Origin of the sequence: Mesorhizobium sp. M1A.F.Ca.IN.020.03.2.1 (assembly GCF_004023205.1) — a bacterium.
In the GTDB taxonomy this organism is placed as follows: Bacteria; Pseudomonadota; Alphaproteobacteria; order Rhizobiales; family Rhizobiaceae; genus Mesorhizobium.
The window spans coordinates 1-12,280 of the sequence record NZ_RZSV01000175.1 but is presented as its reverse complement, the minus strand read 5'-3'; the positions used below and the strand labels follow the sequence as shown (position 1 = coordinate 12,280).

Genomic DNA, 12,280 nt, shown 5'->3' with positions numbered 1-12,280 from the left:
GTCTTCGTCAATATCGGCCGCGGCAGCACGGTTGATGAGGCGGCTCTGGCTGCAGCACTCTCCAATGGCACCATCGCTGCCGCCGGGCTCGATGTCTTTGCCGACGAACCGAATGTGCCCAGAGCGCTGCTCGATGCGCCCAACACCTCCCTTCTGCCGCATGTCGGATCTGCGTCCGACCACACCCGCCGGGCCATGGCGGATCTGTGCGTCGACAATCTCATCTCCTGGTTCGGCGAGCACCGGCCGCTGACCCCGGTGCCGGAGACGATCAACGTCAAGCCACGCGCCTGAGCGGAAGGCCGGCCACATTTATTAACGCCTGCTTAACCATCATTCTGCATACTTCGTTATGCATGTTGTCCAAATCGGCGCGTGGTTTGGAGACCGGCATGGCACGGCAAGCCAGGATGTGGAGAGGCGGAGTGAAGCTGTTAGCCGGGTTGATTGCGTCAGTCGCCTTATACGGGGGCGTTCAGTCCCTGCACGACGGCAACGGCCAAAGCGCGGTCGAGCAAGCCGGCCTCTCCAACAGCTATCGGCTGACAGCCAATGGCGACGAAGCGGCCTGCGCAATCAAGCGCGGCGCCGAGGTCTCGGACGGCCTGTCGCTGCTGACAATTGCTCCGAACTGCAGCAAGCTGATGCCCGGCATCGAGCGTGTGAAATTCTGGCGCGAGCAGGCCGACGGCTCGGTCGCGTTCAGCGAGAACGGCATCGATCCGATCGTCACCTTCGGTGTTGCTGATGGCGACGGCTACGAATCCTATGCACCGGCCGCCCCGCTTTTGGCGCTGAACGCGACGACCAGCGACTGAGCTGCTCGGGTTCGGCTATTCCGCCGCCGCGCGTGCACCGGCCTTCGCCGCCGCATGCAGGCGCACGGCATCGCCGAAGGCGCGGAAGATCTTTGCCGAGTTGCTGTCCGACTTCACCCAATATTCGGGGTGCCACTGGACGCCGACGGCGAAGGCGCGGGCCTCCTTGACCGAGACGGCCTCGATCGTGCCGTCGGTCGCCAAAGCCTCGACCTGCAGTTTCGATCCGAGCCGGTCGATCGCTTGGCGATGCAGCGAGTTGACCTTGATGTCGCCGGCGCCGAACACGCCGGCGAGGCAGGTTCCGGGCTTGATCGAAATCGTCTGGTGGATGCCGAAGCGCTCGTCCTGATTCTCGCTCACCGGCGCGCGGTGATCGAGCGAGCCTTCGCGCTCCTGGATCTCGGTGCCGAGCGTCCCTCCCAGCGCCACGTTGAGCTCCTGGATCCCGCGGCAGATGGCGAGCAGCGGCACGCCGCGCTCGATCGCCTTGCGGATCAGCGGCAGCGTGGTGGAGTCGCGCGCCGGGTCGTAGGGGCCGTTGGCCTCGCTGGGATCGCCGCCATAGAGCGAGGGATGCACGTTGGATTTCGAACCCGTCACCATGACGCCGTCGACCGAGGACAGCAGCTCGTCGAAATCGAGCCGGTCGCCGAAGGACGGCACCAGGAGCGGGAACACGCCGGCGCCAGCGATCGCCGCTTCGATATATTGCTGGGGCGCGGCATGCCATGTGTAGTTGTCGAACTGGCGGACATCGGTTGAGACGGCAACGAGCGGCTGCTGCATTTTGGATACGGGTTCCATCGAGGGCTAACGAATTATTCTGCCTACAAAATAGGCGATCAGTCGGCACTTTGCCATGGCAAGTTTCGGCTCTCCGAATGGGCCAGGACGGTCGGCGTTAGACTATAGTTGCACGTTGCCCGCGGTGCTGGACTCGACATCTTGCCCGTGTATTGTTTCGCGCAGCCGATCAGGGCACCGCGGATGTCCGAGCATCGGTCTGTTGGTTCTAAACGGGAGGAAAATGCATGGATCGTCGTTCGTTCATCCGTAAGGCCGGTGCATCCGGTGTTGGTGTCGCGGCAGCGGCCGCCGCGCTTGCCACGCCGGCGATAGCCCAGTCCAATCCGAAAGTGACCTGGCGGCTGGCATCGTCCTTCCCGAAATCGCTCGACACGATCTATGGCGGTGCGGAAGTGTTCTCAAAAATGCTGTCGGAAGCGACCGACGGCAATTTCCAGGTTCAGGTCTTCGCCTCGGGCGAGCTCGTTCCCGGCCTGCAGGCGGCCGACGCCACCGCCGCAGGCACCGTCGAGGCATGCCACACGGTGGCATATTACTATTGGGGCAAGGACCCAACCTGGGCGCTGGGTGCCGCAGTGCCGTTCTCGCTTAACGCGCGCGGCATGAACGCTTGGCACTATCATGGCGGCGGCATTGACCTCTTCAACGAATTCCTTGCAACGCAAGGCCTATTCGGCCTGCCGGGCGGCAACACCGGCGTGCAGATGGGCGGCTGGTTCCGCAAGCAGATCAACACGGTCGCCGATCTTTCCGGCCTCAAGATGCGCATCGGCGGCTTTGCCGGCAAAGTGGTGCAGAAGCTCGGCGTCGTGCCGCAGCAGATCGCCGGCGGCGACATCTACCCGGCGCTGGAAAAGGGCACGATCGACGCCGCCGAATGGGTCGGCCCTTATGACGACGAGAAGCTCGGCTTCTACAAGGTCGCGCCCTACTACTACTATCCCGGCTGGTGGGAAGGCGGCCCGACCGTGCATCTGATGTTCAACAAGGCCAAATACGAGGAATTGTCGCCCGCCTACAAGTCGCTGGTGCACACGGCCGCGCAAGCCGCCGACGCCAACATGCTGCAGAAATACGACTACCTCAATCCGGCGGCGGTGAAGCGGCTGGTCGCCAGCGGCGCCAAGCTGGCCCCCTTCAGCCAGGAAATCATGGCTGCCTGCTTCGAAAAGGCCAACGAAGTCTATGCCGAAATGGAGGCCAACAACGCGCCGTTCAAGAAGATCTGGGAATCCATCAAAGGCTTCCGCAAGGAGCACTATCTCTGGGCCCAGGTCGCCGAATACAACTACGATACCTTCATGATGGTGCAGCAGCGTAACGGCAAGCTGTAGCCGGGGATTAGCCCTCTCCCCTATGGTGACGGGGAGAGGGCGCTGTCACCGCCGGTTTCGCCAATCGCCAACGTTGCAGGACTTCAGGTCCGGCCCGGCACGACCAGCACCTTGACCTCGCCGGGGGCGGCTGGGTTCGAGATCACCTGCGGCGCCTCTTCGAGTGGCACCTGCCTGGAAATCAGCTTGTCGATCTCGATCGCGCCGGACGCGATGAGGTCCGCGGCGCGTCGATGCGTGAAGGGATTGATGAAGGACCCGAGGACCTTCAACTCCCGGAACAGCACGTCGAAAGGCTCGAAAGCCACCTTCTGCCCCTGCGGCATCACGCCGACGATCACCACCGTGCCTCCGGCCTTGGCAATTCGCATCGACTGCTCGACCGTGTCGCGAACCCCGGCGCATTCCAGCACCACGTCGACGCCGCCCGGCACAAGCCCGGCTTTTCCGGCGATGGCCTCGATGGGATCGACGGCGCTTGGATCGACCGTAGCGGTCGCGCCGAGTTCTTCGGCCAGCGCGCGGCGCGAGGCCTGCCTGGTCGATAGGATGATGGTCGCGGCACCGGCAAGCTTCGCCAATTGCATGGTGAGCAGGCCGATGACGCCGCCGCCGAGCACCACCACCGAGTCGCCGGGCCTGATTCCGGCGAGGTCGATGCCGTGCAGGCAGCAGGCCAGCGGCTCGCAGAAGGCGCCATGCGTCGGCTGGAGGTTGCCGGGCAGGAGGAAGGCCTGGCCTTGCGGCATCACGACATAATCGGCGAAACCGCCGTCCCGGTGGATGCCGATGGCCCTGAGATTGCTGCACAAATTGACGCGGCCGGCCCGGCACTGGCTGCAGCGCCCGCAGGCGATGTTGGGGTCGCCCGTGACCCGATCGCCGACGGCGATGCCGGACACCGCGTCGCCGACCGCCTCGACGATGCCGCAGAATTCGTGGCCAAGCGTGACCGGCGGCGTGCACGGGAATTCGCCATGGAACAGGTGGCGGTCCGTGCCGCAGACGCCGCAGGCTTCGATCCGCACCAGAACATCCTCCGGCCCCGGCGCAGGTTTGTCGACCGCACGAAGGGCGATGCCGCCGATTGCTTCCAGCCGTACGGCTCTCATGACTTGGTCACCTCAGTTGAAACTCGGCGGCTTGGAAAGATCGGGTGCCGGCGTCGCCGGCTTGGCGGGGGCCGTATCGCCGAAATTCGGCGGCTGTGACAAGTCCGGGGTGCCAGGCGCGGCGGGCGCCGAGCCGCCACTGGCGGGCGCCGCGCCATTGTCGCCCGGCGGCGTGCCGAGCGGCGCAAGTCCCGGCATGTCCGGCAGCTTGAGGTCGATCGTGCTCGGCTCGACCGCGGTGCCCTTGTAGCGCATTACCATTTGCGGGAAGGCGATGGTAAGCCCGATCATGATCACCTGGATACAGACGAACGGCACCGCGCCCCAGTAGATCTGGCCGGTGGTGACCGGCGCGATCTGCTTGCCGGTGATGCGGTCGAGATAGGGCACGCGCGCCGCGACCGAACGCAGGTAGAACAGCGCGAAGCCGAACGGCGGATGCATGAAGCTGGTCTGCATGTTCACGCCAAGCAGCACGCCGAACCAGATCAGGTCGATGCCGAGCTTGTCGGCGGCGGGCGCCAGCAACGGCACGATGATGAAGGCGAGCTCGAAGAAGTCGAGGAAGAAGGCGAGCACGAAAACCAGCACGTTGACGCCGATCAGGAAGCCGGTCTCGCCGCCCGGCAGCGAGGTCAAGAGATGCTCGACCCAGATATGGCCGTTGACGCCGTAGAAGGTGAGCGAGAAGACGCGCGCGCCGATCAGGATGAACAGCACGAAGGCGGAGAGCCGCGTCGTCGAGGCCAGCGCCTGCTTGATGACATCCATCGTCAGTCGCCCCTTGAAGCCCGCCATGATCAGCGCGCCGACGGCGCCCATGGCGCCGCCCTCGGTTGGGGTGGCGATGCCGAGGAAGATGGTGCCCAGCACCAGGAAGATCAGCGCCAGCGGCGGGATCAGCACGATCACCACCTGCTGTGCCAGCTTGGACATCATGTTGATGTGGAGGCGCTGGTCGGCGATCGCCACGATGTAGATGACGATCACGCCGACGGTGGCGCCAAGGATGTCCGCATTGTCGCCATGCGTCGGCGCGAGGTAACGATAGGCCGCATAGGAAATCGCGCCGGTCACCAGCAGCGCCACGATCAGCGAAATCACGCCGTGGCCGAGCGTGCGGGCCTCGAGCGGCAATGCCGGCATCGAGTTCGGCCGGACGATCGACATGATCAGGATGTAGAGCATGTAGATGCCGGTCAAAACGAGGCCGGGGATCAGCGCGCCCGCATACATGTCGCCCACCGAGCGTCCAAGCTGGTCGGCCAGCACAATCAGCACCAGCGAGGGGGGGATGATCTGGGCCAGTGTGCCGGAAGCCGCGATAACGCCCGAGGCGAGGCGCCGGTCGTAGCCGTAGCGCAGCATGATCGGCAGCGAGATCAGCCCCATGGCGATGACGGAGGCCGCCACCACGCCGGTCGTTGCGGCAAGCAGTGCGCCGACGAAGATCACCGCATAGGCAAGCCCGCCGCGGATCGGGCCGAACAGCTGCCCGACCGTGTCGAGCAGGTCCTCGGCCATGCCGGATCGCTCCAGCACGATTCCCATGAAAGTGAAGAATGGAATGGCCAGCAGCGTGTCGTTCGACATCACCCTTGTGCCGTAGAAATTATCCGGCAGCGCATGCAGCAGCGGCCAGGCGAGGTTGATCGAGCCGCCGGAATAGGGCGACAAGAGCACGCCGATGAAGAAGAACAACAGGCCGTTCGCAGCGAGCGAGAAGGCGACGGGGTAGCCGATCAAAAGGAAGATGATCAGCGAGGCGAACATGATCGGCGCCATGTTCTGCGCGATGAACTCGATCATGAGCGCACCTCGCCGGACAGCGCCTTGGCTTCTTCGGCAAGCGCTTCGGCCTCGAGCTTGGCCTGGTCGTGGGCCGAGACATAGGGAGTGGGATCCTCCATGTCGCCGCGCATGATGGCGATCTTCTTGATGATCTCCGAGACACCCTGGATGGCCAGCAGGAAGAAGCCGACGAGCAGGATGGCCTTGGCCGGCCAGACGATCAGCCCGCCGGCATTGGTCGACATCTCGCCGCTGCGGAAGGACAGCGACACGTAAGGCACGAAGTAGAAAACCATCAGCACCACGAACGGCATCAGGAAGAGGAGATGGCCGAGGAGGTCGATCCAGTGCTGCACGCGGCGGGGGAACATGCCGTAGACGATGTCGATGCGGATATGGTCGTTCTGTTTCAGCGTATACGCGGCGGCCAGCATGAAGGCGGCGCCGAACAGATACCACTGCAGTTCGAGCCAGGCGTTGGAGGAGATGTCGAACATCTTGCGGATGACGGCGTTGCCGGCGCTCACCAGGATCGCAAGCAGGATCAGCCACGAGACCCAGCGGCCGATGAACTCGTTGATGCGGTCGATCGTCGTGGATAGAGCGAGCAGCCCTGCCATGCATTTCCTCCCTCGCGCACCGGCCCCGAGAATCGCGTTCGATTTTCGAGAAGCACGATGCCTAACTCAAAGTGCTGGCGCCGCGCCCGAGTCCCCCTCCGGTGTCGCGCCGCTTGGCCCAACGGTATGCAGTGCGTGGTCCGGTTGGTCAACATGGCAAAGCACGTGCCGGCGATCCACGCGGCGAGCAACGGTAAAAACCGGTCACCTCACGGCGCGTCATGCAACCAAAGTCTGATGGGTTTCAGGCGACCTTGGCCTGGTCGCGGCCGGCGCCGATCAGCACCAGCATGGCGACGAGGAAGAGGTATATCCAGCCGTCGCGCCATTCGAGCGGGAAATAACCGGCCCACAGCGATTCGGCCATGCCGAAGGCCGCGGCACCGAGAGCAGCCTTGAGCGGCGACATGTAGCCGCCGACCGCCGTCACGAACAGGATCTTGAGGCCGTAGACAAGGCCCGTGCCGAAGCTGATGTTGCCGTAATAGATGCCGGCGAGCATGCCGGCAAAAGCCGCGCAGAAGCCGCCATAGAGCACCGCGCGGCGGAACACCGCGGTGACGTCGATGCCGCACATCGCGGCCGCCTTCGGGTCGTCGGACACGGCCCGCCAGGCGCGTCCGAAGCGCGAATGCGAAAACAGCCACGCGGCCACCGCCACCATCGCCATCACCGCCGCGCAATCCAAGAGCTGGATAACGGTCAGCGTCACCTTGAAGCCGGCACCCTGCGCGAAGACGACGGGCTGGGCGAGCATCGGCGGCAGCCAGAGATCATGGGTGTCGGCGGCGATGCGGCTTGCTTCCGACAGGAACAGCAAGATGCCGAGCGTCGTCACCACGATCGCATTAGGCGACCGGTCCGCCAGCCTCTCGAACACGCTGCGCGACAGCACCTGGCTGATCAGCACCGAATAGAGCAGGGCAGCAACGATACCTAGCGCGACCGAGGCAAACAGCGTCAGCCACAGCGCCTGATAGCCGAAGGCGGCGGTCAGGATCATGGTGTGGCCGCAAAAGGCAAACAGCGCGCCATAGGCAAGGTTGGTGCGGTGCAGGATGCCGTTGGTCAGCACGTAGCCGAAGGCGAGCAGCGCATAGAGCGCGCCCGAATGCAGCCCGTTCAGCACCTGCTGATAGAAATAGAGCATGGAGCATCCCTAGGGCCGCGCGAAATGGCCCTGTTTGGAGCGTTGCATCCGAAATCTAACTTGTCAAATACGTTTTATCGGTTAGATTTCCGGCATGACGGTATCCTGGACCCCGCACCGCTTCACCGGCGGCATCCTCGCGCTCGACACGGCGAACACGGTCGTCCTGCGCAACGATCCGGAAAAGACCTTCGACCGTTTCGCTGATCCGGCCGAGATCGCCCGCTTCGCCGAGGCGGCGAGCGGCTTTCGCGCCGCCGAGCTTGGCGGCCGGCGGCTGGAGGCGCCTGAACCGGGCGGCATCGCCGCGGTCGTGCTGTCGATACGCGAGGCGACGGACCGCCTGTTCCGCCATGCCATAGCGAAAGGCGCGATCGCCGCCGGCCATCTGCCGGATTTCCTGACCGCCTGCGCCAACGGCCTCTCCGGCAGCAGCATCGAGATCAGCGCACCGGGCAGGCCCTTTGGCGATCCGGCGACGCCGATAGCGTTCGAGGCGGCTTTGGCCGTCTCGGCGCTTTCGCTGCTGCGCGACGACACCGTTCCCAGGCTCAGGATCTGTCCGAACTGCAGTTGGCTCTTCGTCGACCGCAGCCGCAACTCAAGCCGCCTCTGGTGCGACATGGCCGTCTGCGGCAACCGCCAGAAAGCGAACCGCTATTATCGCCGCCGCACGGCGGCCAGGGAGGCCACCAATGCTTAGAAAATTCCGTTCGATCGCTCTCGGCGCGGCCCTGATCGCCGCGACGGCGCTCGGCGCCTGCCGCGACACCGGCAAGGAGCAGCTCTTCGCCATTTCCGGCAAGCTGTTCGAGTTCAACTACCGGCTTGGCATCGCCACCTATGTCATCACGCTGAGACCGCTGCGGCCGATGGGCGAGGGACAGATTGCGGTGGTGAATTTCCAGAATCCGGCCGGCGGCGACCCGCTCATCGTCAACCAGAAGATCTGGCCGAAGCTCCCGCATATCACCTTGACCAGCCCGCCGCTCACCTGCGTGGTCAAGGACAAGCCCTATTCCGTCACGATCCGCATCGAGGATTCGAGCGGCACGTTGCTTCAAAGCCTCGAGACGACGATGACCTCCTCGGCGGACCAGACCATGCTGCCGGACCGGCCGCTGGTGATCGGGCCGAAATACGAGCTCAACCCGGACCTTGCCGGCCATCCCGACGGCAAGCTGCCGGATGCGCCCAAGCCGGATTGCTCGAAGGCGGCTTGAGGCCCGTTGACCGGTCGAAATTTTCGTGCGCTGCAAAGCGTTTAGCGTGCGATTGAATGCGGCGACCGCTTCCAGCGGGACCGTTTGTTGCGTGCGCTCTGGCCGCTGCGATTTCGTTTGACCTGTCCCGCAAGGGAAGAAAGACTGCGGCCTCTCACTCCGACGTTGGCCGCCGATCCGCGGCGCGCCTCCGCAGAGGACATGCCTGATGACGCTGCATGACGTCGCGCTCGACGACAAGTTCGACCTTGCCAAGGAGCGCGTTTTCCTGTCCGGGGCGCAAGCCGTCGTGCGCATGCTTTTGATGCAGCGTGAGCGCGACCGTCGCGCCGGCCTCAACACCGCAGGCTTCGTCTCCGGCTATCGCGGCTCACCGCTCGGCGGCCTCGACATGCAGCTGTGGAAGGCGAAGCGGCAGCTTGCGCAGGCCGACATCGTCTTTCAGCCGGGCCTCAACGAAGAGCTCGCCGCCACCGCCTGCTGGGGCTCGCAGCAGACCGAGCTGCTCGGCGAAGGCACCCATGACGGCGTCTTTGCCGTCTGGTACGGCAAGGGGCCGGGCATCGACCGCTCCGGCGACGTTTTCCGCCACGCCAATCTCGCCGGCTCGTCGAAAAATGGCGGCGTTCTCGCCCTGATGGGCGACGACCACATGGCCGAATCCTCAACGAACGCACATGCCACCGAATTCCTGTTCGTCGACACCATGGTGCCGATCCTCAACCCCGCCGGCGTCCAGGAGATCATAGACTACGGTCTCTTTGGCTTCGCCATGTCGCGTTTCGCCGGCACCTGGGCGGCGATCAAATGCGTCAAGGACAACATCGAATCGACCGCTTCGGTCGACGCCTCGATCGCGCGGCTGGACATCGTCATTCCCGACTTCGACATGCCGCCGGGCGGTCTGAACATCCGCCACGAGATCGACATGCTCGGCCAGGAGGAGCGCCTGCATGAGCACAAGCGCGCCGCCGCCTCCGCCTTCATCCACGCCAACGGGCTCAATCGGACCGTCTATTCGGGCGGCCGCAACCCGAAGCTCGGCATCATCACCATAGGCAAGAGCTATCTCGACGTCCGCCAGGCGCTGGAGGATATCGGCATCGACGAAAATGCGGCCAATCGCATCGGTATCCGCCTGTTCAAGGTCGGCTGCCCCTGGCCGCTCGATTATCAGCATGTCGCCGACTTCGCCCGAGGCCTCGAGACCATCGTCGTCGTCGAGGAGAAGCGCTCGTTGATCGAGGTGCAGTTGCGCGAGAACCTCTACGGCTCCGCTATTCAGCCTGCCATCGTCGGCAAGAAGGACGAGCGCGGGGACTGGCTGTTTCCGGCAAAGGGCGCGCTCGACCCGAACGAGATCGCGATCGCGCTCGGCGAGCGTATCCTGCGCACCATCGGCCCCTCGGAGGAGATCGCGGCGCGGGTGGCGAAGCTGCGCCAGTTCCAGGCGATGCTCGCCGATACCGTCGACATCGGTTCGCGCACGCCGTTTTTCTGCTCGGGCTGCCCGCACAATTCCTCGACCAAGGTGCCGGAGGGCTCGCTTGCCGCCGCCGGCATCGGCTGCCACTTCATGGCGCTGTGGATGGACCGGAACACGGTCGGCTTCACCGCCATGGGCGGCGAGGGCGCGCAATGGGTCGGCCAGGCGCCGTTCTCCAAGCGCGGCCATATCTTCCAGAATCTCGGCGACGGCACCTACAACCACTCCGGCGCGCTGGCGATCCGCTTTGCGCTCTCCTCGGGCGCCAACATCACCTACAAGATCCTCTACAATGACGCAGTCGCCATGACCGGCGGCCAGCCGCACGAAGGTGGCCTCACCGTCGATATGATCGCCAAACAGGTGCGCGCCGAGGGCGTCGAGCGCATCGCCGTCGTCACCGACGAGCCGGCCAAATATGCCGGCAAGGCCGATTTCCCGCCCGGCGCCACGATCCATCACCGCGACGACCTCGACCTCGTGCAGCGCGAGCTGCGCGAGGTCAAGGGGGTGTCGGTGCTTCTCTATGACCAGACCTGCGCCGCGGAAAAACGCCGGCGCCGCAAGCGCGGCACCTTCCCCGATCCCGACAAGCGCGTCTTCATCAACGAGCTGGTCTGCGAAGGCTGCGGCGATTGCGGCGTGCAGTCGAACTGCGTCTCGATCCAGCCGGTCGAGACAGAATTCGGCCGCAAGCGCCGGATCGACCAGTCGAGCTGCAACAAGGATTTTTCCTGCCTCAACGGCTTCTGCCCCTCTTTCGTGACGGTGCATGGCGGCAAGATCAGGAAGGCCGAGGGGATTGCCGGCAAGAGCGATCCGCTCGAAGGCGTGCCGTCACCCGCCGAATTTCCACTCGGATCTCAGGGCTGGGCGGCGATCATCGACGGTGTCGGCGGCACCGGCGTCGTCACCATCGGCGCGGTGCTGGGCATGGCTGCCCATATCGAGGGCAAGGGCTGCGGCATGATCGACATGGCGGGCCTTGCCCAGAAGGGCGGCTCGGTCTTCACCCATGTCCGCATCGCCCCGACGCCCGAGGACATCCACGCCATCCGCGTTTCCGCTGGCAAGGCCGATCTTGTGCTTGGCTGCGACCTCGTCGTCTCCGGCGCCAAAAAGGTGCTCGCCGCGGTGCGCGAGGGCCATACCATGTTCCTCGCCAACACCGCCGAGATCATGCCCGGCGAATTCACCCGTTCCGCCGATTTTTCGCTGCCGGTCGAGCGGCTGAAGAAGGCGATCCGTGCCGCCGCCGGCGACGACAAGGCCCACTTCTTCGATGCCACCCGCACGGCGACCGCGCTGTTCGGCAATTCGCTCGGCGCCAACATGTTCATGCTCGGCTTCGCCTTCCAGCATGGCGGGCTGCCGCTCTCGGCCGAAGCCGTTGAAAAAGCGATAGAATTGAACGGCGAAGCGGTGGTGATGAACATCGCCGCCTTCCGCTGGGGCCGTCGCGCCGCGCACCAGCCGGATTTCGTGCGCGGCCTGGTCGGTCGTACCGGCAAGCCGGCGTCGGCACCCGAAACGCTCGACGACATTGTCGCCCGGCGGGTGGCTTTCCTCACCGCCTACCAGAACGCCGCCTATGGCAAGCGCTATGCCAACAGGATCGCGGCGCTGCGCGCAGCCGAGGCGACAGCGGTTCCCGGCTCGACGGCCGTCACCGAGGCGGCCGCGAAAAACCTCTTCAAGCTGATGGCGATCAAGGACGAGTATGAGGTGGCCCGGCTTTACACCGACGGCAGCTTCGCCGCCGATCTCGCAAGGCAGTTCCAAAGCTACGAAAAGCTGGAATTTCACCTCGCGCCGCCGATCCTCGGGCGGCGCGGCAATGACGGCAAGCCGAGGAAATCGAGTTTCGGCCCGTGGATGATGAAGGCATTTCGCCTGCTTGTTGTCATGAGAGGCCTGCGCGGCACCGCGTTCGACC

At 64.7% G+C, this 12,280-nt stretch carries 11 protein-coding genes; 6 read left to right on the top strand and 5 right to left on the bottom strand.

Annotated features, from left to right (window positions below; genetic code table 11):
• A partial coding sequence (locus tag EOA79_RS23295; protein ID WP_281060295.1) for an NAD(P)-dependent oxidoreductase occupies positions 1-294 on the top strand: 294 nt, incomplete at its 5' end.
• A gap of 131 nt (positions 295-425) precedes the next feature.
• Positions 426-818, top strand: coding sequence for a hypothetical protein (locus tag EOA79_RS23290; protein ID WP_067003333.1), 393 nt, complete (start codon positions 426-428; stop codon positions 816-818).
• 15 nt (positions 819-833) lie between these two features.
• Here the strand turns inward: EOA79_RS23290 and EOA79_RS23285 are convergent, their stop codons facing one another.
• On the bottom strand, positions 834-1,607 hold the full coding sequence (locus tag EOA79_RS23285; RefSeq protein ID WP_067003338.1) for a gamma-glutamyl-gamma-aminobutyrate hydrolase family protein: 774 nt from the start codon (positions 1,605-1,607) through the stop codon (positions 834-836).
• Positions 1,608-1,852: 245 nt separating this feature from the next.
• On the opposite strand from EOA79_RS23285, the gene EOA79_RS23280 reads away from it, so the two are divergent.
• Positions 1,853-2,962 (top strand): TRAP transporter substrate-binding protein, encoded by a 1,110-nt coding sequence (locus tag EOA79_RS23280; protein ID WP_067003340.1) that lies wholly within the window; start codon positions 1,853-1,855, stop codon positions 2,960-2,962.
• 83 nt (positions 2,963-3,045) lie between these two features.
• Here the strand turns inward: EOA79_RS23280 and EOA79_RS23275 are convergent, their stop codons facing one another.
• The 4 genes from EOA79_RS23275 to EOA79_RS23260 all read right to left on the bottom strand — a co-directional run bounded on the left by EOA79_RS23275 (position 3,046) and on the right by EOA79_RS23260 (position 7,635).
• The gene (locus EOA79_RS23275; RefSeq protein ID WP_095824356.1) at positions 3,046-4,074 is read right to left on the bottom strand and encodes a zinc-dependent alcohol dehydrogenase family protein; all 1,029 of its coding nucleotides are present in this window, start codon (positions 4,072-4,074) and stop codon (positions 3,046-3,048) included.
• Between the two features lie 12 nt (positions 4,075-4,086).
• Positions 4,087-5,883 (bottom strand): TRAP transporter large permease subunit, encoded by a 1,797-nt coding sequence (locus EOA79_RS23270; RefSeq protein ID WP_164748276.1) that lies wholly within the window; start codon positions 5,881-5,883, stop codon positions 4,087-4,089.
• Positions 5,880-6,485, bottom strand: a complete 606-nt coding sequence (locus EOA79_RS23265; RefSeq protein ID WP_095824355.1) for a TRAP transporter small permease subunit — start codon at positions 6,483-6,485, stop codon at positions 5,880-5,882. Before EOA79_RS23265 ends, EOA79_RS23270 begins: the two co-directional genes overlap by 4 nt.
• 244 nt (positions 6,486-6,729) lie before the next feature.
• On the bottom strand, positions 6,730-7,635 hold the full coding sequence (locus EOA79_RS23260; protein WP_095776991.1) for a branched-chain amino acid ABC transporter permease: 906 nt from the start codon (positions 7,633-7,635) through the stop codon (positions 6,730-6,732).
• Between the two features lie 94 nt (positions 7,636-7,729).
• Here EOA79_RS23260 and EOA79_RS23255 point away from each other — a divergent pair, with 94 nt between their 5' ends.
• The 3 genes from EOA79_RS23255 to EOA79_RS23245 form a co-directional block, all read left to right on the top strand.
• Positions 7,730-8,338 carry a CGNR zinc finger domain-containing protein gene (locus EOA79_RS23255; RefSeq protein WP_095824354.1) on the top strand — a complete coding sequence of 203 codons (609 nt, stop codon included), beginning with the start codon at positions 7,730-7,732 and terminating at the stop codon, positions 8,336-8,338.
• Complete coding sequence (locus EOA79_RS23250) at positions 8,331-8,858, top strand: hypothetical protein (RefSeq protein WP_067324162.1); 528 nt, start codon at positions 8,331-8,333, stop codon at positions 8,856-8,858. The genes EOA79_RS23255 and EOA79_RS23250 overlap by 8 nt, the downstream gene beginning before the upstream one ends.
• Positions 8,859-9,066: 208 nt before the next feature.
• Positions 9,067-12,280, top strand: a 3,214-nt coding sequence (locus tag EOA79_RS23245; RefSeq protein ID WP_164893924.1) for an indolepyruvate ferredoxin oxidoreductase family protein, incomplete at its 3' end; no start/stop codon positions are given.